Source organism: Nonomuraea insulae (assembly GCF_042656245.1).
Genome location: NZ_JBHSPA010000094.1, coordinates 118,594 through 142,344 on the forward strand (window position 1 = coordinate 118,594; position 23,751 = coordinate 142,344).

Consider the following 23,751-nt stretch of genomic DNA (forward strand, 5'->3'; position numbering starts at 1 on the left):
CCGCCACCGCACCGCCGGCGGCGGGGACTCTGGCCGGTCCTGAGCGCCGGCCGCGGCCCAGGCCCGGCCTTCTCCACCGGCGACACGCCGTACTCCTCGTCCACGCCGTAGCGTGGTTTCGGACTTTGTCATTCATGCAGGAAAATGTGTCAGTAGTGCACCGCCACAGGTTGACTCCGCATCAGGCGAGGGGCCTGGCGTGTGCCCGTCGAAGCCGTAGCGCAGCGAGAGAGAATCCCGCCAAACTGATGTCGAGAACCGTCCGTGTCGAGGAGTGGCTAGTGAGGGAACGGGCCAAGGTATCGTCAAGCTGGCTTTATGACCGATGCAGACGAAGGTCTGCATCATGAGCTCGGTCCTGGACACCGCGTTGATGCCGCCGCAGGACCGGGAGGAAGTGGTCCGGCACGCGGTGTGGGAATCCCTGGTGGCAGTCGACATCGAGCACCGTCCGCCGGCTGAGGACATCTCCGCTCGCATAGGACTCGGCATCGTCGGGCCCCTCAGGATCTTCTCGGCGCGGGCGACCGCGGCCACTGTCCGTCGGACGGAGCAGCTGGCCCGGGAGGACAAGGAGCCGGCCGTCTTCCTCGAACTACAGATGACGGGCACCAGCCTGGTGGCGCAGAACGGTCGCCAGTGCCTGCTGAGGCCGGGAACCTTCGCCGTCTACGAATCGATCGCTCCCTACACACTTCTCTTCGACGAGGGAGTCGACAACCACTTCTTCCGTTTCCCCCGCGCCGCACTCGCGCTCCCCGAGCGGTTGCTACGCGACATCACCGCGCTCCCCCTGGGATCCGACAACCCCATCGCGCGCCTCGCCTTCACCTACTTCGCCCAACTGGCCGTCAGCGACGACATGCACCAGAGCGTGCACGCCGACGCCGTCATAGAACCCAGCATCGAACTGCTCCGTGCCGTCCTGACATCCCAGCACGGCAACTCCAGCCTGGCCAAAGCACCGTTGGAGGCGACACTCAGCCTGCGGATCACTCACTACATCCGGGCACACCTGGCTGATCCCGACCTGTCAGCGGCACGAATCGCCGCTGCACACGACATCTCCGTACGTCACCTCTACGCTGTACTTTCCCAGTCGGGCATCAGCCTCGGAGACTGGATCCGTACACGCCGCTTGGCCGAATGCAGGCGAGAGCTGGCCGGTCCGAACGGCCGACTGCGGACAATCGCAGCAATAGGACGGAGTTGGGGCTTCGTGGACGCGACCCACTTCAGCAAGGTATTCAAACAGGCGTACGGAATCTCGCCACGGGCCTGGCGCGAGGCGAACCACCCGCGCTCCTCCACGTGATGGTCTCCGCCGGCCCGCGTTCCGCGTGACCGACCTTGGACGCTCGGTCTGGGCTGGGGTCAAGAGGGCGGTTCGCGAGTTGACGTCCTTTCGTCGTGGGGCTGGGTAAGGCGCGCTGGTCGGAGACTCGCCACCGGGCTATGAGCTTCCCCCCGTTCTCCGGGCACTTGACCTGAGGTCACCCTTGATCATCAGGATGGATGTCCTTCATGCCAGCACCCCACCCGCCAGAGTTCCAGCGTCGCGCGGTCGAGTTCGCGCGCCAAGGTGACAAACCGCTCCTCCAACTCGCTAAAGACCTGGGCATCAGCCGGTCATGCCTGTAGAACTGGCTCAATTGGGCCGACGCCAATGAACACGCCGGCACCGGCGACCGGGTGACCAGCTCGGAAAAGAAAGGAACTCGCCGAGCCCTGGTGCATTTCGTCGCTGACGGCCAGTTGGGAGAAGTAGGTGAAGGCAAGGCTCGCGATGGGGTTGTCGGACCCCAGGGAGACCGCGGTGATGTGTCGCAGCAACCGCTCGGGGAGCGCGCGTGCCGCGCGGGGGAAACGGAAGAAGCTGGTCGACTCCCTCGTCGAAGAGAAGTGTGTAAGGAGCGACCGATTCGTAGACGGCGAAGGTTCCCGGCCCCAGCAGCCACTTGCGACCGTTCTGCACCACCAGGCTGCTGCCCGTCATCTGAACACCCAGAGTGACGGCCGGCTCCTCATCCTCCCGGGTGAGCCGCTCCGTCCGACGGACCGTGGTCGATGTCGACCGCCACCTGGAAGTCCCACACCGCGTTCCGGACCACTTCCTCCCGGTCTCGCGGCGGTATGAACGCGGTGTCCAGGACCGGGCTCATGGGGCGGACCTTCGTCCGCGTCGGTCACAGAGCCGGCCTGGCAGCACCTCGGCCCGTTTCCCCCACACGGCCGGCTCCCAACATCGGTTTGTCGGGATCGCCTCTCGCTGTACAACTGCTTCGACGGGCACACGCAGGGCCCTCGCCTGATACGGCGCCTGAAGCTGTGCACCATTGACAAAGTTCCCAGCATGAATGACAAAGTCCGAAGCCCGCGATAACCCTAAGGTCTATGGGCGAGGCCAGAGAAGGGAGAGTTACGTGGCGCTGCTCGTGACGGCCGTGGCCGAGCGTCATCACGGTGGATCACGAGGACCTCGTTCCAGGGCAGCTTATGGAGTCGGCGGGCCTGACCGCGCTGGCTGTTCCTGAGCGTGAGGAGGTAGTGGGCGCCGCGTTCGTGCAGGTGGGCGACGTGAGAGCGCTGGACGTGGACAGCATCGGCGGTGATGAAGACTCAGGTGAGGTCCGCGTTGTCGATCTGGTCGAGCAGGGGCTGGAACTCAGAATTCGTTTGCTCTAGCGCCGATCTCGTAGGAAGCCAAGGTGATGCCGTGATCGTGGCGGACCGCGGAGAGCACGACGACCCGACTGTCGTTGGGACGTCGAGCGCCACGCAGGTACTTGCCGTCCACCGACGCGATCGCCTGGCGTCTACGGCGTCAAACGGAGCTTTCGTCGTCGCCTGGTGTGCCGCCGCTTCCTCCTGACCGTCCTCGTCACCACCGCCAGCGTTCACGACTCCGCGCCGGCGCCCACCTCCTCGACCACCTCGCAGCCCACCACCCCACCCTCACCAAAGCCTGGGCCGACAACGGCTACAAGAACAAAGCCATCGAGCACGCAGCCAGCCGCGGCATCGATCTCGAAATCGTCCAACGCAACCCCAACACCCCAGCCCCAGCAGCCTCGTTGGTCCCGGTATCGTAAATGCTCAAGCCCGTGGGTCTTCATGATCGGTTGCGTAGACACGGCAGCTGTAGTTCCTGATCGTTGAGCCTTGATCCACAGACGGCCCGTCATCCCTGGATGTTCACGTGGGGCCGACAGGGTGTCGCTCAGCGGAGCAGAAGGCGTCGATCATGTAAAAGTCCAACTCAAACCGCTTATGCGCGGAACGATTCAGTCGATTGTGCATCCTGATCTTTTTCTCATCACCCACAAAACAGGGAGACATAATGTGGAATACGGGGCGTAACAAGAGGATTGCGGCCGCGGCGGCGCTGGGCGCACTGACGGTGCTTCTCGCCACCGGATGCTCCTTCAGTCTTGGCGACGCGGAGAAGAAGAATGAGGCGACGGCCAGCGAGGAAGCAGCCGCTGTCGAGGAGAACCCGGCCGAGAAGCAGCCGACGGCCGAGGAGAGGCCAGTCGGTGACGACCCCGCAGAGCCCGGGAACACGGGTGCCAGCGAGGACGGAGCCGTCCACAAGGCCCGAGTCGCGCAGACGATCTCCGACAAGCTCGCCGCGAACGCCGGTAAGCGTCCCGACAGGGTCACCTGTCCTGAGCACCTCCCGGCCCGGGTCGGCGCCACGATCCGCTGCAAACTCACTGCCGGCAGCGACACCCTCGGTGTCACCGTCACTGCCGCCTCGGTCAACGGCAACCAGGTCAATTACAACTTCAAGGTCGACGACAACGTCGAGTAAACACAGAGCCCGCGCGACCCGTTCGGGAAACGAAAGGCCCAGGTCGGAGATCCGGTCCTTTCGGGGACCGAGAATGGGGATGGCTGAACCAGAAGGCCGGCCTACCCGTACCGGAGGCGCTGGCCGACGTCCTGCAGAAGGGCCCCGGCATGGGCACGGTGACACCCGCTGCGCGGAGCAAAAGGGGTCGTATGACCGCATGGCGGTTCGAAAGTCGCACCTCTCTGCTGTCCCGGCACATGCCCGCCCTCAACGACCTACGATCCGTCCGCCGAAACCCGTCGTCACAGGCTGACCTTGACGTCCCCGATCAAGGGGGGCAGACTCCGGAACGATCCTCCGATGATCGCTGGAAGCAAGGTCAGCGCGTGGACCAGCGAGGTGACGACCAGTGACTCCGTCCGCTCGCCGGTCATCTCAGCAATCTCCTAGGTGAGAGATTCGCCCGTTTGCCGCCTGGCCGGCCCGCCCGCGCGATACGCCGGGCGCGGAACTCCCCGTAGACCCTGTATGAGACGGCCGCCAACGGTATGAGCGGCGCAGTTTTCAGGACGCGGATCAGTTCTCGGCGTCCCTCGGCGTCCCTCAGTCCCGGGCCGGCGGCGAGCTTCCGGACGATCAAGCGCCCCGTCAACAGACACCAGAAGGCCACACCGAACATCGCCGAAGGCGACTTTGTCACGAGCCCACCCAGCGCCATGGCAGCGCTTGCGGCTGTTACCACGTGCAACCAGAAACCACCACGTGGCGCCTCGACTGCGTTCCGCCAACGACTGCCGTAGAGGTAGTCCATTAAGGCATCATCGGCGTTGCCGATCTCCACCCGAAGCAGAGCCCAGTCGTCCGCAGGACGAACGGGATGGATGACGGTCCTCTCACCCGGGATCAGCTTCCACCCCCTCCGCAGTACCCGCAACGCCAGTTCCGAGTCCTCTCGATAGGCGCGTGGAAACCGTTCGTCGAACCCCCCGGTCTGAGCAAGGACCACTCGGCGGTAAGCCATGTCAGCAGTGATCCATTTCGCTCCGACGAGTCCGGCGGTGTTGCGCTCCCAGCCGGTGGGTCGCCGGTGGGCCGGAAGCGGTACCTGCACCTGGCCCTGGCAGCCCCCCACGTCGTCGTCACATGCCGCAATGTCGGCGTCGAGTCGCTCGCCCCAGCCGACGGGGAGCACCACGTCGTCGTCCAGGAAAACTATCCAGTCAGCAGTCGCCGCGCGCCATCCCGCATTCCGGGCTGCCGCCGGGCCGCGTCCACCAGTACGGATAACCGTGATCTGGAGGCTGTGCGTGCTGTCCAGATCGGCGGGCAAAGGGCTCGCGGGCTTCGCCCTGTCGTCGACCAGGATCACTTCGGCGGCAAGCCGATCGAGTTCCGCGGTCATCGTCAGCAGGAGCCGCCGCAGGCTGGGACGGCCGATGGTGGGGACAACAATGGCGAAGGTCCGTGGCGGTTGCAATTCGATCCTCCATGGCAATCTGAATGGGCGGAAAGCAGCACCGAACTCACGGCATCGAACACCTCATGGCCGGCCAGAATCGGGTCGTGACCACCACGCCCGGCAAAAGTCCTCCGCCGGCCCTTGCGCTCCCAACGGTTCGGCGCCTTCTGCGTCGCCGAATTGGTCCCACGCGCTCAGCTGCGTCATCACCGCCGCCAAGACCTCACGCACGGTTATGCGTAACAAGGTAGGGTCCGGAACCGCTCCATTGGGATCGCCTGGAGCGCCGGCGTGCCAGAGAACGAGATGTCGGGGCAGCCGCGGGGGACCCCATACATGGGGACATATCGGACCAAACAGCACCACCGAGGGTACTGCTAGGGCACTTGCAAGGTGGGCGATGCCTGTATCGCCGCAGAGCACCAGGCGCGCGCCGGCGACGAGCGCGGCGAGTCCGGTGAAGGGCAAGCCGCCGTTGTGTTCAGAGGTTCCGATATGCAACGCTCCGGATGGCAGACCAGCTTCTCGCGCCACCCGCCAGGCGAGCCCTGCCTCGCCGGCACTCGCCGTGATGACGATCTGGTGGCCCATCTCGGTCAGCGTGCTGGCAACCGACGCGAAGCGTTCGGCGGGCCATCGACGAGCAGGGGCGTGAGCTCCTGGGTGTATCAGGATGGCTCCGGGTGCTGGAGACGGCTCGGCCGGGACAGGTAGCCACAGATCGTCCGGGTCGGACGCGATGCCATAGGCCGCGAGCAAGCGGCACCAGCGGTACCGCTCGTGCTCGTGGGAGCGCCATTCGGGGCCGTCGATCCACGGAGTTTCGGGGTGCGCGAAGGCCATCAAGAGGCGTGGCCGGAGCTCTTCCAGGAATCTGTGGCTTGGCGGCCCGTTGCCATGCATGTCGATCGCGATCTCCGGGACCTCACCGTGCCACGGTATCGCGGCGGGAACCTCCCGATCAGAGGCAGTGGTGACCAGCAACCTGTCGACTGCATCGATCGATTGCGCGACCGCCGCGAGTTCGGCGGGTGCGGCCAGCACGATTTCGTGGTCGGGGTATGCGGTTCGAAGCCCGCGCAAGGCAGGTACGGAGGTCAGCAGATCTCCGAGGCCGAGCGCGCGCAGCACAACGATTCGCGGTCGGCCTGGAGAACGATCCTGGTCCACGAGGAGGCCTCAGCTTTCGCCTAGACACGAAGCCCAGCGGACAGAGCGAAAGCAGAGGCCCTCACGTCGGGCCTCCACCGAACGCCGCTCCCCGGCGCACGACGAACGGACCGAGCACAAGTACGTCAACCGGTGCGGAACCGAAGCATTCGAGGGCGTCGCGGGGGTCGTCGACCATGGGCCGCCCGGCAGTGTTCAGACTGGTGTTGATGAGCACCGGCAATCCCGTTCGTTCTTCGAATCGAGCCAGCAATCGGGCCAAGAGAGGTTCGTCCGCATGGTCTACGGTTTGGATCCGCGCGGTGCCGTCGACGTGGACCGCTGCCGGGATCCGCTCCCGCCACGCCTCGTCGATCCGATGCACGAACACCATGTAAGGGCTGGGTAACTGCCCATGGAATATCTCTGCCGCCCGCTCCGCCAGGACCATCGGAGCGACCGGCCGAAACTGCTCGCGTCCCTTGATCTCGTTCAGACGCTCAAGATTGCCTGGATGAGCGGGGTTGGCGAGAAGGGAACGATGGCCGAGGGCACGTGGACCATATTCAGAACGTCCCTGGAACCAGGCGACCACACGGTCGGCCGCCAGTTCGTCCGCGACCACGGAAGCCAGGTCAGCGGGACGTTCATACGGCATGGCCGCACGTACCAGCCACGATTCCAGTTCCGCGTCGGTCCACCCCCGCCCCAGATCAGCTCCGGACATGGGACGTGCTGTCCTACCGCGCTCGGCGGTCAGGTGGAGTGCCGCACCGAGTGCGGTCCCGGCGTCTCCCGCAGCAGGCTGCACCCAGACGTGATCGTACGGCCCTTCAGCGGCCAGTCGCGCGTTCGCGACGCAATTGAGCGCGACGCCACCTGCCAGGCAGAGCAATCGCCCCCCGGATCGCCCGTGCAACCAACGGACGAGGTCGAGCAGCACCTCTTCCAGGCAAGCCTGCACGCTGGCAGCCAGGTCGGCGTGTTCGTCCGTGACGGACTGATCCGGCAAACGCCGCTGCACCCACTCCTCCCAGGGAGGATTGAGCGCGTGGAAGCCGCCGTCTCCGGTCGAGTACAAGTATTGGCGTACTTTCGGCAGGTAACGCGGTGAGCCGTACGCCGCCAGAGCCATGACCTTGTACTCGTCGCTCGATCTCAAGAAGCCCACATGCTCGGTGAGCCCCTCGTAGAACAGCCCAACCGAGTGTGGCAAGCGCTGAGCGGCAAACGTCTCAAGGTGCCCCCTTGTGTACTTCCCGGCTAGATGTGATGTGCTCTCGCCTCGGCCATCGAGCACGAGGACCGCCCCGCCTCCCTCCGGCCCAGCCAGGGCAGCCGAGCCGGCGTGCGCGACATGATGTGGAACGAACTGGACAACACCTGGGTCCAACCCGGGCAAAATGTCCGACAGGAAGCTGGGGGCTTGCCTCACATAGGTCTGTCGAAGGTGATCCCAGGGGTCGTCCAGACCGAGCCTCGCGGCCTCGGACGCCATGGCAGGGTCGAAGGAATATGCGACGGCGTCCAGGTCATCCGGGCGCAGGCCCGCTTGGCACAAGCACCAGCGAGCCGCCTGCTCGGGCATTTCCCAAGCAGAGAACGGCACAGGGCGTTTACCGTGCTTCCGACGCGAAAACCGTTCCTCTTCTGCTGCGGCGACTATCTCACCATCTACGACCAGCGCCGCGGCAGGGTCGTGGAAGACAGCATTGATACCCAGAACTCGCACTGTTCACCATCCCAAGGAGACAGCATTGCCAGCACGGCCGGCCGACGACACGCTCCGAATTTTCAGCTCCCGCGGCAGACGGCCGGCCTGACTTCGTTGACGGGCTGCAGTTGTTGTCCGCGGACCACGCCCGTCGAGCCCAGAATGGCGCGCGGCCGATGCATCCATGGCCGGCACGACCCGGCCCGCGCCACCGTTATCACCATTGGTGGATTATCTCTTACCGTGCGTGAGGCAATTGGGCGACACCTCCAGGGCCGACTCCTACGCCCACCATCTTCCCGCGCATTTTCAACCTCGGCGACAGAGCCGCATTTTGAATTTGCGGATCGGTTTCGACCTGCAGTCAGCAGCGGTGTTGGACACGCTCTGCCGACGGCAGTATGTCATCGACATTGAGGTGTCACAAGGCCTTGACAGTCCATCCTTATGCGTGCTAAAAAAATTATTACCACTAATACGGTACGAGCCTGGTGTATCGAATACAGCAGCGGGCGGAGCAGAGATATTTTTCTCGCCCCCGCATCCCGGAAAGCCAAGGATGCTTTCGTGCCCGCGTGCGACACCAGGGGTCGAAATATTTCATCGCCGGGGAGGTCGAATATCCACCGGGTGGCCGCCTCGCAGGCGCTTGTCCACCCAAAGACCCGCGCACAGCCGTGAGGTCAGGTCCTTCGTGGAATCAATTATTCTGGGTCGACGCGTCGTGACGTCTCAACTCGAAACTCATGAGTGCGAACTCCGCCGCAACGGAAGCCGACCTCCCCGAGAACAAGTCCATCACGAGCTGCGGTCGTCGAACCGGTGGGTTGCGATTTGGCCCCAACCCACATGGTCGGCAAGCAGCGTTACGTGTACCGCCTGAGGTCTGACGATGCGCATACTCCTTTGGCACGTTCATGGGTCCTACACAACCGCTCTGGTGCATAGTCGGCACCAGTTCCTCATGCCTGTCACGCCGACTCGTGACAGGTTCGGCGTCGGCGCCTACCCGGAATGGCTGCCGAGCGTGACCGAAGTGCCGGCGGCAGAACTTCGACGAACCGATTTCGATATCGCCCTGCTGCAGCGGCCCGAAGAGATCGATTTGCTGTACCGATGGACCGGACGACGGCCGGGCATGGACGTCCCCACCATCTACCTCGAGCACGACGCACCATCCGGCGCCGTACCCAACACGCCGCACATGGTCGCAGAACGGGCTGACATTCCGTTGGTCCATGTCACTCACTTCAATGCGCTCATGTGGGACAACGGCATGGCGCCGACAAGAGTGATCGAGCTGGGCGTCCCCGATCCGGGGTATCGCTACAGCGGAGTGCTGGAACGGTCGGCGGTCGTGGTCAACGAAGCGGCGCGGCGCGGTCGTTTCACCGGTACTGATCTGATTCCACGTTTTGCGCAGCACGTCCCCATCGACCTGTTCGGAATTGACAGCGCAAAGGTGCCCGAGCAACTCGGCCTCGAACTGGGCACGTACGACCTCAAGCTACCGGCGCTGTTCGACGCCATTCCGACGCGCCGGCTGTATCTCCACCTGAACCGCTGGACGTCGGCCGGCATGTCGTTGATCGAAGCGATGCACCTGGGTATGCCGGTCGTCGCGCTCGCCACCACCGCCGTCGCCGACGCAGTGGGAACCGGAACGGGCTTTTGTTCCAACGATCTGGACGTGCTGACGGCCGGCATCCGAGAACTCCTTGCCGATCCCGGCCTGGCAGCGGATATGGGCCGCAGAGCCCGTCAGCGGGCACTTGACCGCTTTTCCCTGCACCGGCTCATCGCCGACTGGGAGCGAGCCTTCGACGAAGTCGCGAGGCCGGGATGACGGCCTCGTTCACGCACCGCGACTTCCGCGATCTCTGGCCGTGTTGACGTGGGTCTCCGGTTGAAAAACGGAGCCGCCGACTGCTGCGTGGCCGCAGATCTCCTTGGACGGCTCTGGAGGCAGGCAATGGATGGAGTGACCATATGAAGGCGACACCGGCCGTTTCTCCCGCGCTACCGCGACATTTACAGATAGAAATAACGTCGGCGTGCAACCTCCGCTGCCGAATGTGCCTCGTGCGGTATCGCCCGCCGGTCAACAAGATCCAGGGGGCGATGTCCCTGGAGTTGTTCTACCGCCTGCTTGACGCGGTGCCGGGCCTCAACCGTCTAACCCTGCAAGGCCTCGGCGAGCCTTTGCTTTCACCACACCTGTTCGAGATGCTTCGGGAGGCCAAGCGGCGAGGCATCGCCGCGGGCTTCAACACCAACGCCACTGTGCTCACTCCACGACGCGCGGCCGAGTTGGTCGCTCTGGGCGTGGACTGGGTGCACGTCTCTTTGGACGCGGCCACTGCGGCGACGTTCGAGGCCATCAGAGACGGCGCGACGTTCGCGACTGTGTCAGCCAACCTCAGGGGGCTGTGGCAGGCCAAAAAGGAGGCGGGGGCACAACTTCCATGGACGAGAGTGGTGTTCGTGGCAATGCGTCGCAACCTGGCCGAACTGCCGGAGCTGGTGCGGCTGCTTTCGGAATGGGGTGTGGACGAGCTACGCGTGCAGAACCTGTCGCATACCTTCGAGGACACCGTCGACGACGGCTATGCGGAGATCCGGGCGTACACCGAAGCCGAGTCCCTCTGGCGGGGCGCGGATCGAAGCAGAGCCGACGAAGTCTTCGCCGAGGCCACACAGATCGCGGCGGAGTGCGGCTTACACCTTCGCCTGCCGGAACTCGACGAGCGTCCGCCATCCCGCCTCCCCGGTGAACCTGGCTGCTCCTGGCCTTGGGATGCCGCCTACGTCACCAGCGACGGCGTCGTACAGCCGTGCTGCATGGTGATGGGCGACGATCGAGTGGCACTCGGCGACTTGCGCAGCCAGTCCTTCGAGGAAATTTGGGCGGGCGCTCGTTATCAGGAGTTCCGCCGCCGCCTGGCCGGCGATGACCCTCCCGACGTGTGTCGCGGCTGCGCGCTCTACCGCGGAACGTTCTAGCCCGGATATGGAACGAGAACTATGACGGACGAAGCCATCAGATCGCCATCCAGCCTGCGGTTCCCTCGTGCTGTCGTCACTGGCGGTTGCGGGTTTCTTGGATCTCACATTTGCGACGCTTTGATCGGCGCAGGGGTGGAAGTGCTGGCTCTGGACAATTTCTCCACGGGGACGCTCGACAACGTGTCCCACTTGCTTGATGATCCACGGTTCTCACTGAGGGAAACAGATGTCACCTGTGGAATCGATGTACCCGAACACGTGGACCTGGTCCTCCACCTCGCCTCTCCCGCGTCGCCCCGAGACTATACACGGCTCCCCTTGGAGACACTGGCGGCAGGAGCGGCGGGCACACACGCGGCCCTACGATTGGCTCTCCGCGATCGTGCCCGTTTTGTCCTGGCATCTACGTCAGAGGTTTACGGCGACCCCCTCCAGCATCCACAATCCGAAACGTATTGGGGCCACGTGAATCCGGTTGGCCCACGTGCCGCGTACGACGAGGCCAAACGGTACGCCGAAGCGTTGACGATCTGCTTCGCCCGAACATACGGGTTGAACACCAGTATCGTCAGAATCTTCAACACATATGGGCCCAGGCTACAATGGAACGATGGACGCGTCGTGCCGAATCTGATAGGTCAAGCCCTGCTCGATGAGCCTCTGACCCTTTACGGGGACGGCACGCAGACACGTTCTCTGTGTTATGTCTCGGACACTGTCCGAGGAATCCTGGCGCTTGCCGCGAGTAGATTCGGCGGACCGGTCAACATCGGTTCGACTGAAGAAGTGACGGTTCACTCGTTAGCCCTGCGAATCCGAGAACTGGTGGGCAGTCATTCAGCTCTACGGTTCCTTCCGCCCTTACCGGACGATCCCTGTCGTCGTCGCCCGGACATCTCGCTGGCTCGACGTGAGTTGCGGTGGCGACCGCGTGTCTCCCTTGGCTCCGGTCTTCGAGCAACGATTGCGGCCTTCCGTGCAGCGGGTACCGGCTCCAGTGAATCCCAGCCCCGCTCTCAGGCTGCGAATCCGTCCTGAAGCCGCAAGGCGTCGAATTCGGCCCGTACTCGCGCCGGCATCGAATTCGCTCGTACAGACGTCGCCCGGTCACTTTCGTCCAGCAGTCGCCACGCTCGGCTGGATCCCACACCGTGAGCGGTCATCACCTGGGCAGTGGAGGATCTGCTGAGGATGACTCATCCTGCTATTCGCATCGTTGCGGACATGGCGTGCCGGTAAACCCGCAGCATCTCCTTCGCAACGCGCCCCCAGGAGTAGAGAGCTCTCGTGCGCTCCGCCGCCTGGGAGGCCAGCTCGTGATATCGCGCCGGCTCATCGAGGAGGTCGGTGATCCGGCGTGCAAGCTCCTCCGGCTGGTCACCGGACACGTAGATACCGGTTTTCCCATCGACCACGGTGTCAAGGTGTCCGCCTATCGGCGATACCACAACTGGTACCCCGCACGCCATGGCTTCGACCGGGACCATCCCAAAAGGCTCGTACGGCGGCACATTTACCACCAGATCTGCCGATCGAATGAGCTTCGGCACGTCGACGTGGGCGACATTTCCAAGAAACAACACCTGATCTTGCACGCCGCATTTCTCGGCAATCAGCCGGAGCCGTCTCACGTTGGCATCGTCAGTGAGTTGGGCAGCGGGCGGGCCGCCGGCAATGATCAGCTCCGCGTCGGCGATACCCGGCAACGCTCGCACGATCGTGTCAATCCTCTTGCGCTCGACCAGCCGCCCGAGGTACAGCAGCCGTACGGCCTTTCCTCGCGGAAGGGCCGGGCCGTCGGGCGTGAAAGTGGCGATGTCCACACCGCATGGGACAACACGGATTCTGTCTCGGGGAATGCCCAAGCCGATCAACTCGTTGACTTCATCCGTGCACGTCGCGGCCACGAGTTCAACGGATCGGCCGATGTTACGCTCTAAACGGATCCGCTCTTTCGGACTACGATCGTTCTCACCCTGGTGTCTTCGCTTCACTATTCCCAGGGCATGGAAGGTGTGCACAATCGGTATATTGATTCCAGCGGTGGCGGCCAGGGCGGCGATACCACTCATCCAGAAATGCGAGTGAACGACATGAGGTGGATCGATCCGCCATCGCTGCCGGAGCTCAGCACCGAACTCCGGCATGTGAGGAAGCAGAAGGTCCTTCGTGATCATTCGTTCCGGACCTGCGCGCAGGTGTTCCACGGCAACAGCCTCTGTCAAATACATCCGGTCCGGCAGGCCGGCGGAGTCACGTCGCGTGTACACCGTTATCTCGTGCCCTTGCCGACCGAGTTCCACGGCAAGGGCGCTGACGTACACGTTCTGCCCGCCCGCGTCCTCGCCGCCAAGCGTGGCAAGAGGGCTGGCATGCTCGGAGACCAGCGCGATCTTCATGTGCCGTGACCGCGGTGGGCGGACAGAATGCCACCACGCATATGCTGTTCTAGGATCATCGCGAAGCGGCCTTCCTCATGAGTTCCTGCGCCGCGGTGACGACCTGGCCCGCTGGCACCGAGCCAAGACATGGGTGGCCCGGAATGGGGCACTCGCGGGCACGGGTATCCCGGCACGGCGCATCCTGATCTCCGAGCACCTTCGTAAGGACTCCGTACGGCGCCCAGTTCGTCGCCGGCACTACCGGAGCGAACAGCGACACGACAGGGGTCCCGACCGCAGCGGCGAGGTGCGCTGGTCCGGTGTTTCCCGAGATGACGACGCCGGCCCCGGCAAGGACGCCGGCGAGCTGTCGCAGGCTCGTGCGGCCACCCAGATCAAGCCCGCCGAGCGACTCGGTTAGAGCAACCTCATTCCCAGCGCCGGTCACGACGACTCGGTGACCGTTTTCATGAAGTCGCCTGACGGCCTCCCGCCAATGGCCGGGCGGCCATGTCCGTGCCGGGACCGACGCACCCGGGTGCGCGACCACGTACCCGGGTGGTCCGGTCAGTTCCGAGGTATCAGGAAGCGGCTCCTTCACACGCAGCGTGGCGGCATCCCCGTCCTGAGACGGGAAGCCGGCCGCGACGACGAAGGCGAGCATCCGTGCGGCCTCAGGCGCATGCAGGACCGACTGATATCTGAAATCGAGAAGAGACCCCGGATAGTCGACGCAGTCGGCGCCGATCCACGGTACGCCGGCCAGCCTGAGAATGAGCGCCAGGGGAAGCGGCGACTGATGGAAGGACGTCAGGATGAGGGCTTTCTCGATGGACAGCTCACGGATGACCTCGATGAGGCGGCAGATCTGCTCGCCGTCCACCGGCGGTGGCTGCGGATCGATCCATGGCGCACACCACTCGATGACGATATCGACTTCGGGCAGCATGTCGGCTGCTTGCCGTCCACGCGGTCCACACAAGAACACAATCCGATCGGTGTGAGCCGCCACGGTCCGGACCGCCGGGCCGGCCAACAGCACGTCGCCGAGGCTGTCCATTCTTGCAATGAGAACGCCCATGAGCCGCCGCCTCCTATTGCTTCAAAGTGCAATGCGGAATTACCGCAGTACCAACTCGACCGCTTCGAGCAGACTGCCGGCGACCTCATCGGCGCCCAGGACTTCCTCAATGCGGGTGTGCGGCGTCGGCACGAGTATGCCGCGGGCACCTGCGCGAGAGGCGGCGAGCATGTCCGCGCCGATGTCGCCGATCACCACGCATTTCTTGGGCGTTGTCGCGAGCCTGGCGGCCGCCGCTTGCACCAATCCGGGCGCAGGCTTGCGGCAACGACACCGTTCCCACGGAGAGTGCGGGCATATCTCCCATACGTCGAAAGGACCCAGCAGTGTGTTCACTCGGCCGTTCACCGCCTCGACGTCGGCACCGGTCAGCAATCCGCGCCCTACGCCGGATTGATTGGTCACAACGCCCAGCCGGACACCAAGCCGACGCAATCGGTCGAGGGCTACCCGCACGCCCGGAAACGGTTCGACTTTCGCCGGGTCGCCGTTGTAGGGAACATCACGGATCAAGGTTCCGTCGCGATCGAACAGTACCGCATCGGGCAGTTCGTGGCTCGTGCCCCGCGGCGTTTCCGAAGACAAGTGCTCGGGCGGCTTCGCACCGCTCGAGATCAGTGCCGGTGAAGACGGAAATCCAGGCACGTGGTCGACTCTCTTGTCCTCACCAAGGTGAGTCACGATTGTGTGGCGTAGGCCGGTGGCAGGTTCAGGCGCTGTTCGGGGTAAGGCAACCTTCCCGCCGCCAGGTTCAACGCGGGACTGAGCGGTACGAGTAGTAGATGGTCCATCAAGGCCCGAGGGGCCACACCTCCGCTGGAGGCGAGACGCACTGTCAAGAAGAGCTCCGGCCTCGCAAGATGAGGACAGGATAATCACTTCCGATCTATTGATTCCGGCAGCATGGCAAGGTGCTGCAGAACATCCGGAACCTGGATGGCCGCTAAACTGGGATCGAGAGTTGGGCCATGCGGATCTCCCCGCAAACCTGCCCAGAGCGCCCGATGCCATGGTCTGTCGGGCGGCGGACCCCATTCAGTCGGTGGCACCGGACCGCACAGGACCACCGATGGCGTGCGGAGTGCGGTCGCGAGGTGGGCCACTCCGGTGTCGCCCACGACGACACGCGCTGCGACGGCCACCAACCGCGCGAGTTCCAAGAGATCGGTGCGGCCCGCCAGAATACTGCTACGGGGCAGTTCAGCCAGGTAGGCGAGCCTGCGGGCCAGTTCGACCTCATGGGGACCCCCGGTGACCAACACCGTCCTTCCTGCCTCGACCTCCGCGCGCGCCACTGCCGCGAAACGTTCCACCGGCCAATGCCGCCCGGCGCAACTTGCCCCAGGGTGGATGATCGTGGCACCGCGCATCCCCGGCTCCGCTTCCCAGGGGGACAGATAGAGGTCGAGGTCGGTTGGGTCAGCTGGTACGCCATGCTCGTTGAGCAATCTGCACCATCGATGGACTTCGTACTCCCCCGATCGCCACTGCGGCGCTCCACGCGTCTCCGGAACTTCATGGTGAGCGAAGGCGATCAAACGCCGGGGCCGGGTTGCGAGGAGCCACCTCTGAGAGGCGGGGCCCTCTCCATGCAGGTCAACGGCAATGTCCACGTCGCCACCTTCAAGAAGGTCGCAAGGTGGACCAAGCGGAATACCCCGGGAATTCGGCGTGTCCACCAGTTCGTGAACGGCACCGATGGCATCGATCAACGGGGCGAACACGGCCGGCGCGACCAGAATACGGTGATGGCCGGGGAAGGCGGCGGCCAGTGCTCTCAATGCCGGCACCACCGCGAGCACATCGCCGAGGCCTGGCGGTCGCAACACTACGAGCCGCGGTGCAAATGCCATCGTCACGTCTCCTCTTGAGCAGGCAGGCGGCTCCGGCAATGAGCGCCACTTCGAATGGAAGGTATTGAAATAGGCCGTGGCGCTCATCGCCTGAAGTGCAGGATTCCTGACTCTGCACAGCCCGGCGCGGTTTGGGTCGCCAATAATCACTGCAGGGAACTCCCCCGGGCTCCGGCTTCGTGGGAATGATATCGAGCCGGCCACTGCACACCTATGACCTCTCGGAGTGCCTATCCGGGCGGGCGCGCATGAACAGGCGGCTATGCCCAAACGGCGAGATGTCTTCCCATCGACGAAACTGATTCAAGCGATTAGGGTGAGACTGCAGACTGGCCTCGGGGCCATGAGGGCGATCGACCTCATCAGAATGGCGAACATACTGATGCTCGTTCCGTACTCTGCGGCGCTCGTCGTGGACGAATAGCCATCCACTCGTTGATCGAATTCGTGACGCGATGTTGTGGAATTTCCCGACATCTCGTTTCCCGACGTCCCCCGGCACTCACCGCGTCAATCGACCATGCCGACTGAACAGCACGAAAGAAATAGGGAAAGCATGAACGATCACGTACAGGGTTTGGTGACCGTGCTGACCGACCTCGACGAGCAGGTCAGAACGATTACGGACTGGGGCAACACCCTCGCGAAGGTTCTTGGCGCCGGGGGCAGGCTCCTGGTCTGTGGTAACGGCGGCTCTGCCGCTGAGGCTCAACATTTGACTGCCGAACTGGTCGGCAGGTACAAGACCGAACGACAGCCCTATGCGGCCATTCCCTTGCACTCGGACAGCTCGTCGTTCACTGCCATCGCGAACGACTTCGGCGCGGAGGAGGTCTTCTCGCGCCAGGTCCGAGCGCACGGCCGTACCGGCGACGTATTGCTGTGCCTATCCACCAGTGGTCGCAGCAAGAACATCCTGGCTGCCAATCAGGCCGCGCAAGCGTGTGGTCTGACCACATGGGCCCTTACCGGCGCCGCGCCGAATCCTTTGTCGGAACGGGCCGATGACGCAGTCGCAGTGCCGGTGTCCGACACCGCCATCGTTCAGGAGGTCCATCTCGTGCTGATTCATATGCTGTGCGATGTCGTGGAAGAGGGCCGAACATGACTAAGGGCCCTCTCGTGATCGTCGGCGACACACTCCTCGACATCGATATCAGTGGACAGGCCGAACGACTGTGCCCTGACGCTCCCGTACCTGTCGTCGACAGCATGGCCGAGCACGCGCGGCCGGGCGGTGCCGGCTTGGCGGCCATGCTCGCCGCCCTTGACGATGCCGACGTCGTGCTGGTTTCCGCGATTGGCAACGACTCGGGGGGACGGCGTTTGCACGGTCTGCTGGCCGACCAGGTCGAGGTGCTCGGACTACCATTGCGCGGCAGCACCAACCGGAAAACGCGGATCCGGGTCAAAGGTCAAACTCTCCTGCGGGTGGACACGGGCGATGGTTACGCCTGCCAACCGCTGGATGAGCGCGCAGGCAAGGTCATACGCGGGGCCGGTGCCATCCTCGTCTCGGACTACGGCCTCGGCACCGTACAAGGAGTGCGCGACATACTGAATGACGCCGAGGCTCCCATAGTGTGGGATCCGCACTATCGAGGGGCGGTGCCAGTACCTGGATGCGGTCTTCTCACTCCCAGTGAGGCGGAAGCAGAGGTGCTCAGTGGGGAGAACACACCAGCCCTCGCCGCTGAAGCCCTGCTCAAGAAGTACAAGGCTCACGCGGTAGCCGTCACGCTGGGAGAACGCGGAGCTCTCCTGGCTCGTCAGGTCAGCGCTTCGACCATTATTCCGGCTCAGCCGGTAGGGGGAGGCCGGGATGCCTGCGGGGCGGGGGACAGACTGGCCGGCGCGGTGGCTCTAGCCCTACGAGACGGGGTGCCGATCGAGGACGCCGTCAGCGTTGGTGTCGGCAAGGCTTCTGATTTCGTCGCCAAGGGCGGCGTCAACGCCATCATGGTGCGGGAGCAGGAGATCGACGATCGACCGCGTACGGCGCTGGAGGTCGCCGAGTTGACCAGGGCGCGCGGCGGCCGATTGATCGCCACAGGAGGATGCTTCGACCTGCTGCATGCCGGCCACGTCAGCCTGTTGCGTCGCGCCCGCGCTCTCGGAGACGCGCTCATCGTCTGCCTCAACTCCGACATATCGGTCAGCAGGATAAAAGGGAACAAAAGGCCCATCGTTGGCGACCACGATCGTGCTGAAGTGCTCAACGCACTGAGTTGCGTGGACGGCGTCTTCGTGTTCGACGAGGAAGACCCGTCCGCCGCCATCGAGATCCTGCGCCCGGACGTCTGGGTGAAGGGCGACGACTACGCTGCCGACGCCATCGCAGAACGTCCGATCCTGGATCGGATAGGGGCGGAGGCGATCATGCTCAGCACCTTGCCCGGCTACTCAACCACCGCGTTGATAGAGCGCAGCAAATGAAGGCGCAGTCAGAGCACGGGACACACGCGCGCCAGCGGCAGGCGCTCTTGGCGGACAAGACGAGCACCCGTCCACGTGTCCTTCGCCAGGTCATGCTGGCACAGGCTGTGCTCGGCTTCACGATCAACAGCCTTGGCGCTTGTCTCGTCCTTCTGGCTGCCGATCTGGGCAGCCCTCCCGAGGAGCTGGTGTGGTTGTCGTCGTCGTTCGGGATCGGGTTGTTGGTCATCGGACTGTTGGGACGATGGGCGCTCAGACCAGGTCCTCAGCGGGTCTTGCCGGCCTCAGCTCTGGTTGCCGCCGTGGGAGCCACACTGCTGGCAACCGGCATCGACCCGGTGACGACGGCGATCGGCGCACTACTGCTGGGCCTGGGCACCGCAGGGTTCGCCGTAGTCACGCCCGCCCTGCTGAGCGGCCCCAACGCGGAAGTCGGCCTGACAAAGGCCATCGCTGTCGCCAGCGTCGCCGCGTTGCTCGGTCTGCCCACCATCGGGGCTGTCACCGCCGCGGGGTTCAGCGGCCGTCTCGCACTGCTGCTCGCCGTTCCTCCACTACTTCTGCTGGCCTTCAACACCCGCCCGCGCGGCACCACAGGAGCGTACGCGGAAAGGAGCACCGGCATCGACGGTGGCGGTCCTGGCCGTGGGACATCCACCGGCCGCCGCCATCGGCTCCGACTCGCCGGTGTGTGGGCCGCCATCGTGATCGCGGTCGCGATCGAGTTCTGTTTCACCATCTGGTCCACTGCCCGTCTCCAGGACACGGGCCTGCCTACTGGCGCGGCAGCCGCGGTGGCAACCACATTTCTTGTGGGGATGGCGGCCGGACGACTGGTGACACCCCGCCTGGTCGGCCGTGGAATCGCCGTCGTCCCTGCGGGATGCGCGCTTGCAGCGGCGGGAACCGTAGTCGTCGCCCTGTCGAACACCCCCGTGTCCGTCACTTCAGGACTCGCGCTGGCTGGGCTCGGCATCGCGCCCTTCTACCCGGTCACCCTGGCCAGGTTTGTTCAGATGTCTGACCTACCGCCCATCCGCTCCTCGGCATATGGAGCTGTGGCCTCGGGTAGCGCAGTCCTGATGGCACCCGCCGGCCTGGCCGCACTCGGCACCACCCTCGGCCTGCAGACCGCGTACCTTGTCGCCGTACTGCCTATGACGCTTGCCCTGGCCGGCGCGACCCTCCTGAGAGACGAACGGCAGACCTGAACCGAGACGAACCCGGCCCAGGTGTGGACGCAGGTCAGATCGGCCATGAACCCGCCGGCTGAAATCGATCAGGAGGGACGGCCACCCCGTGAGTCATCGAGGCATCCGGTACCCGGATCCCACCCGCGACCGTTCTTTGCCGTAACGGCATTGCCGCCCGGCCCGATGGGCAATCGTCTTACCAGCGAAAACGCCCCGGCCCTCCCGCCGCATTTTCACTGGCATTAGCATCCAAGGTGGAGCCGGCAGCTTTGAGTTCCGCTCGCCGCCCGAGGTGATGGCTGATGACGGAGTGTGGCGGCGATCGACGTCGAAGGAATTAACCGAAAAAGGGCGGGATATGTATGGGCAGGTCATGGAGATGACCGTCACGCGACCGGCGACCGGTTGGCATGCAGAGGCGTTGACCATCAGTCGAGACAGGTGAAAATTGACGGCGACAGGCAACCAGCCGGCCCGGCGAGCCACGGTCAAGGATGTGGCACAGGCTGCTAAAGTATCGCGATCGACGGTATCACGCGCACCTCCGGCAGTGGGTATGTTGCTTCCGAGGTCCGCACCAGAATCGAGAAGGTAGCCGCAGAACTCGGCTATGTTCCCGACTCGATGGCTCGAACGCTCAAGCAGCAGGTAAGCACGCTGATCGGGGTTCTCGTCACTGATTTGCGCAACCCATTCTACGCGGAACTCGCCGCGGGGATCGAACGTGAGGCACGCCAGAACGGGTATGCCATGATGCTCGTGGATGCCTGCAACTCTGCCGAGGTCGAGAACAATGCGGCACTTGAATTCGTCGGGCGCCGGGTTTCCGGAGTCATTCTGACGCCGAGCTCGGCGGCGGTGTCGGTATACCTCAAGGAACGGGCGATCCCCGTCGTCGAGATCGATCGGCAGTTCGCCGCCGGGTCCGCCGACGGGGTCATCGTCGGCAACCGGATGTGCGCCAGGGAGGCGACCGACCACCTCATCATGCTGGGCCACAGACGGATCGCGCTGTTCATCGACGACTCTGCCTGGACGACCGGAAGCGAGCGCCGCCATGGGTATCGCGACGCCTTGGCGGTCAGGGGTATCGCGTTCGACCCGGACCTCGTGCTGCAGGCGGCGTGGGACGTGGGCACGTCATATTCCCGGGCATTGAATATGCTCCGCCGTGATAATCGCCCGTCTGCGGTGCTGGCCTGCAACAACGTATTGGCCGAGGGAGTCTGGCGCGCTGTCACAGAGCTCGGCTTACGGGTTCCCGGCGATCTCAGTCTCGTCGCGTTCGACGACGTGCCCTGGATGAGCCTGGTAACACCGGGGGTGAGCACGGTTGTGCAGGACGCTACGAGACTGGGAGCAGTTGCGGTAGGGCGGCTTCTCCACCGTTTGACCGGGGCAGACCCGGAGTCCGTCACCACTGTTTAAGCACTCGCCTCGTCATTCGCGGTTCAACCGGCTCCCCGCCGGCAGAGCATCGAGGTGGATAGGCTCTCAGTCAATCCGCCCAGGCCGATTCCCAGGTCGCCCGCGTGAATGGCTCAGGAACACTAACGACGTAAGACGTGCTCCGGCGCTTTGACTTGGATCTCCGCAGCGATGGCTCTGGCTTCGTCGCCCCCAGAGCCGAGGGTGACGATACCCATGTGCGGACGCGAGCCGGCCAGGCCGCGTACCGTCGTCGGGTATGCGCGGACACCGCCCGCCCACAGTCCGTGAAAGAATGACCGCAAATCCCCATAAGAGGTCGCGCCGGGGAGCTGCAGCGTCAATTTGTCGTCAGAGTGCGCGACGAGGTCGTCATCCGCGCCCAGCAGCTCCAAGAGCGCAATCGCTTGGGCTGCTCCGCTCCTGCGCGCGTTGATCTCGGTCAGGTAAAACTCACCATCCGCGCCCACCATGAAGTCGACGCAGAACCAGCCGCGAAAACCCAGCTCATATGCGACTGCCCCCACGGCCTGACCGAGTTCGCAGGTCTGCTCCGCGTAGCCCGCCGCAATCGACCGGGCGCCGACGACGACATTGCGGAAGCGATGGCCGTCGACTGTCATGCAACTGAGGACGACCTGCCCGATGCCCTTCCCGTCGATGAACAGGTCGGCCGCAGGACAGCCCATGTCCGGTGCCCGCTCCACATACTCCTGCACCACAAGCGGAAAGCTGTTGAAGAACGGTTCGCGATGGGCAGTGGTCCAGAAGCCCGCCAACCCCCGTCTGTCGGACCTGATCACGGCGGAGCCGGCACCTCCCACCCCAAGGGGACTCTTGACGATGGCCTGCCCACGCCTCGCGAGTAGTGTCTCCAGGGCGCCTCGCAGCTCCTCGTGGCAGGTGACGGTGACACCGTTCGGCACCCTCAGACCGGGCACGCGCTGAGCGAGGTCGACACAGCTCAGCTTCCCGTCGAGGTACAGGCTTGCCCAGTAGTGGTCCTGGGGCGTGCAGTCCAGCTCAGCCTCGTGCCCCCACCCGCTGACCATGGCCTGCAGGAGGTACAGCTCAGGGGTGGCGCCCCAGGCGAGCAACCTGACCTGGTCGTGCCCGGCAAGGCGGTGCCGGAGTTCGGCAAGGGCGTGGCCGTCGTGAAGCAGATCTCTGAGCGGCAGCCCGGTACGACGCCCGAGCGAGACGACGGGCGGCGGCGTGAGGCCGAGCACATCGTGGACGTCCTGGAACCACAAGGGGTCGAGGCCCTGGGGCAGGATCAGGATCCGGTGATCCGAGCTCCAGAAGGCGCACTGGTCGGCCAGCTCAAGGCCCAGATTGGTGAACACGGTCTCGGTGGCCGTGCCGAGACGTAGGGCAGGATGGCGGATGTTGAACTCGGCGTGGTTGGGAATCAGTACGTCCATCGGGCACACATCCCCTGTCAGCCACGTAGCCGCTTGTCGATCCGACGGTGTGTGAGTGCCAGGCAGCCTGCCAGCATGAGCAGGAGATATCCCACATGTACCGCGTGCGCCGGGCTCACCTGGCCCAGGGTGGACATTCGCAGCAGTTCGATCGCGTGGTAGAGCGGCGTCAACTGGACGATCGTCTCTATGACCTGCGGATAGGCGGTGACAGGGAAGAACGTGCCGGAGAACAGCATCATCGCGGTCTGGGCGATCGCGATGAGGTCGAAGTCCTGCCAGCCTCTGACGTACGTGGTGACCGCCATACCGGCCGCGGAGAAGGCCGCGCCGGTCAGCACCGCCGCGGGCAGCGCGACAAACGCCTCACCCGGAGTGACCTGACGCATGGCCACCAGCACGCAGAGGAACAGCGTGCTGAAAAGGGTACTGCGCACCACAGCCCAGAACAGCTCACCCACAACGATCTCGAAGGTCCGGACAGGGGTGAAGAGCATGACCTCGAAGGTGCGCGCGTACTGGAGCTTGGCGTAGAAACCGGCGATGGACACGCCCATCACGCTGGAAATCGCGGACGTGGCCAGCATCGCCGGAGCCACGAAGGCCGTGAAAGACACCGCGTGCCCGTCGTACACGATCGGCTTGTCCATCATCGCACCGAGTGCGGCACCGACGGCGATCAGGTAGAACAGCGGGTCGAAGAGGCCGGCGAGCACGAGAATCCAGTAGGAGGGGCCGAACCGGGTGGCGGTGAAATTGCGTTCGATGACGGCCAGGATGCGATCCCGCCCGATGGGCGCGGAGAATGCGGGTGTGGTCATGGGTTCCTCG

The 23,751-nt window shown here is 64.4% G+C and carries 20 protein-coding genes and 2 pseudogenes; 9 read left to right on the forward strand and 13 right to left on the reverse strand.

The genetic code is table 11. From position 1 onward, the window contains the following. The first annotated feature begins 346 nt into the window (after nucleotides 1-346). Entirely contained in the window at nucleotides 347-1,315 is a 969-nt protein-coding gene (locus tag ACFPZ3_RS57640; RefSeq protein WP_379522957.1) for an AraC-like ligand-binding domain-containing protein, read from the forward strand. 333 nt (nucleotides 1,316-1,648) lie between these two features. Here ACFPZ3_RS57640 and ACFPZ3_RS57645 read toward each other — a convergent pair. From ACFPZ3_RS57645 to ACFPZ3_RS57655, 3 genes and pseudogenes are all read right to left on the reverse strand, one after another. Continuing rightward, nucleotides 1,649-2,098: pseudogene (locus ACFPZ3_RS57645) on the reverse strand (AraC-like ligand-binding domain-containing protein); the annotation flags it as partial. A 322-nt stretch (nucleotides 2,099-2,420) separates the two neighbouring features. Next, nucleotides 2,421-2,889: pseudogene (locus tag ACFPZ3_RS57650) on the reverse strand (ISAs1 family transposase); the annotation flags it as partial. Between the two features lie 8 nt (nucleotides 2,890-2,897). Continuing rightward, the gene (locus tag ACFPZ3_RS57655; protein WP_379522958.1) at nucleotides 2,898-3,041 is read right to left on the reverse strand and encodes a hypothetical protein; all 144 of its coding nucleotides are present in this window, start codon (nucleotides 3,039-3,041) and stop codon (nucleotides 2,898-2,900) included. Between the two features lie 251 nt (nucleotides 3,042-3,292). Between ACFPZ3_RS57655 and ACFPZ3_RS57660 the strand changes: the two genes are divergently transcribed. Beyond that, the gene (locus ACFPZ3_RS57660) at nucleotides 3,293-3,814 is read left to right on the forward strand and encodes a DUF4333 domain-containing protein (RefSeq protein ID WP_379522959.1); all 522 of its coding nucleotides are present in this window, start codon (nucleotides 3,293-3,295) and stop codon (nucleotides 3,812-3,814) included. Nucleotides 3,815-4,098: 284 nt separating this feature from the next. Here the strand turns inward: ACFPZ3_RS57660 and ACFPZ3_RS57665 are convergent, their stop codons facing one another. The 4 genes from ACFPZ3_RS57665 to ACFPZ3_RS57680 all read right to left on the reverse strand — a co-directional run bounded on the left by ACFPZ3_RS57665 (nucleotide 4,099) and on the right by ACFPZ3_RS57680 (nucleotide 8,136). Next, entirely contained in the window at nucleotides 4,099-4,230 is a 132-nt protein-coding gene (locus tag ACFPZ3_RS57665) for a hypothetical protein (protein WP_379522960.1), read from the reverse strand. Further along, nucleotides 4,227-5,291: a glycosyltransferase family 2 protein gene (locus tag ACFPZ3_RS57670; protein ID WP_379522961.1), complete on the reverse strand. Its 1,065-nt coding sequence runs from the start codon at nucleotides 5,289-5,291 to the stop codon at nucleotides 4,227-4,229. Before ACFPZ3_RS57670 ends, ACFPZ3_RS57665 begins: the two co-directional genes overlap by 4 nt. A gap of 45 nt (nucleotides 5,292-5,336) precedes the next feature. After that, on the reverse strand, nucleotides 5,337-6,386 hold the full coding sequence (locus ACFPZ3_RS57675) for a glycosyltransferase family 9 protein (protein WP_379522962.1): 1,050 nt from the start codon (nucleotides 6,384-6,386) through the stop codon (nucleotides 5,337-5,339). Nucleotides 6,387-6,486: 100 nt separating this feature from the next. Continuing rightward, nucleotides 6,487-8,136: a carbamoyltransferase family protein gene (locus tag ACFPZ3_RS57680; protein ID WP_379522963.1), complete on the reverse strand. Its 1,650-nt coding sequence runs from the start codon at nucleotides 8,134-8,136 to the stop codon at nucleotides 6,487-6,489. Nucleotides 8,137-9,082: 946 nt separating this feature from the next. Between ACFPZ3_RS57680 and ACFPZ3_RS57685 the strand changes: the two genes are divergently transcribed. The 3 genes from ACFPZ3_RS57685 (at nucleotide 9,083) to ACFPZ3_RS57695 (ending at nucleotide 12,162) form a co-directional block, all read left to right on the forward strand. Beyond that, nucleotides 9,083-9,964, forward strand: coding sequence for a glycosyltransferase (locus tag ACFPZ3_RS57685; RefSeq protein WP_379522964.1), 882 nt, complete (start codon nucleotides 9,083-9,085; stop codon nucleotides 9,962-9,964). Between the two features lie 143 nt (nucleotides 9,965-10,107). Then, entirely contained in the window at nucleotides 10,108-11,121 is a 1,014-nt protein-coding gene (locus tag ACFPZ3_RS57690) for an SPASM domain-containing protein (RefSeq protein WP_379522965.1), read from the forward strand. Between the two features lie 21 nt (nucleotides 11,122-11,142). Further along, nucleotides 11,143-12,162 (forward strand): NAD-dependent epimerase/dehydratase family protein, encoded by a 1,020-nt coding sequence (locus ACFPZ3_RS57695; protein WP_379522966.1) that lies wholly within the window; start codon nucleotides 11,143-11,145, stop codon nucleotides 12,160-12,162. 158 nt (nucleotides 12,163-12,320) lie between these two features. On the opposite strand, the gene ACFPZ3_RS57700 is transcribed toward ACFPZ3_RS57695, so the two are convergent. From ACFPZ3_RS57700 to ACFPZ3_RS57715, 4 genes are all read right to left on the reverse strand, one after another. Then, nucleotides 12,321-13,523: a glycosyltransferase gene (locus ACFPZ3_RS57700; RefSeq protein ID WP_379522967.1), complete on the reverse strand. Its 1,203-nt coding sequence runs from the start codon at nucleotides 13,521-13,523 to the stop codon at nucleotides 12,321-12,323. Nucleotides 13,524-13,578: 55 nt separating this feature from the next. Beyond that, nucleotides 13,579-14,565 carry a glycosyltransferase family 9 protein gene (locus ACFPZ3_RS57705; protein WP_379522968.1) on the reverse strand — a complete coding sequence of 329 codons (987 nt, stop codon included), beginning with the start codon at nucleotides 14,563-14,565 and terminating at the stop codon, nucleotides 13,579-13,581. Nucleotides 14,566-14,625: 60 nt separating this feature from the next. Further along, on the reverse strand, nucleotides 14,626-15,231 hold the full coding sequence (locus ACFPZ3_RS57710; RefSeq protein WP_379522969.1) for a D-glycero-alpha-D-manno-heptose-1,7-bisphosphate 7-phosphatase: 606 nt from the start codon (nucleotides 15,229-15,231) through the stop codon (nucleotides 14,626-14,628). A 230-nt stretch (nucleotides 15,232-15,461) separates the two neighbouring features. Continuing rightward, entirely contained in the window at nucleotides 15,462-16,526 is a 1,065-nt protein-coding gene (locus ACFPZ3_RS57715) for a glycosyltransferase family 9 protein (RefSeq protein ID WP_379522970.1), read from the reverse strand. Nucleotides 16,527-16,995: 469 nt separating this feature from the next. Between ACFPZ3_RS57715 and ACFPZ3_RS57720 the strand changes: the two genes are divergently transcribed. From ACFPZ3_RS57720 to ACFPZ3_RS57735, 4 genes are all read left to right on the forward strand, one after another. Further along, nucleotides 16,996-17,547, forward strand: a complete 552-nt coding sequence (locus tag ACFPZ3_RS57720) for a D-sedoheptulose-7-phosphate isomerase (protein WP_379522971.1) — start codon at nucleotides 16,996-16,998, stop codon at nucleotides 17,545-17,547. A 14-nt stretch (nucleotides 17,548-17,561) separates the two neighbouring features. Next, nucleotides 17,562-18,875, forward strand: coding sequence for a PfkB family carbohydrate kinase (locus ACFPZ3_RS57725; protein WP_379522972.1), 1,314 nt, complete (start codon nucleotides 17,562-17,564; stop codon nucleotides 18,873-18,875). Next, entirely contained in the window at nucleotides 18,872-20,086 is a 1,215-nt protein-coding gene (locus tag ACFPZ3_RS57730) for an MFS transporter (protein ID WP_379522973.1), read from the forward strand. The genes ACFPZ3_RS57725 and ACFPZ3_RS57730 overlap by 4 nt, the downstream gene beginning before the upstream one ends. Nucleotides 20,087-20,692: 606 nt before the next feature. Then, nucleotides 20,693-21,496, forward strand: a complete 804-nt coding sequence (locus ACFPZ3_RS57735) for a substrate-binding domain-containing protein (protein ID WP_379522974.1) — start codon at nucleotides 20,693-20,695, stop codon at nucleotides 21,494-21,496. Nucleotides 21,497-21,618: 122 nt separating this feature from the next. Here the strand turns inward: ACFPZ3_RS57735 and ACFPZ3_RS57740 are convergent, their stop codons facing one another. Both ACFPZ3_RS57740 and ACFPZ3_RS57745 read right to left on the reverse strand, forming a co-directional pair. Further along, entirely contained in the window at nucleotides 21,619-22,920 is a 1,302-nt protein-coding gene (locus tag ACFPZ3_RS57740) for an ATP-binding protein (protein WP_379522975.1), read from the reverse strand. Between the two features lie 17 nt (nucleotides 22,921-22,937). Continuing rightward, a complete protein-coding gene (locus tag ACFPZ3_RS57745) occupies nucleotides 22,938-23,741 on the reverse strand; it encodes an ABC transporter permease (protein ID WP_379522976.1) in 804 nt (267 codons plus the stop codon). Nucleotides 23,742-23,751: the final 10 nt, after the last annotated feature.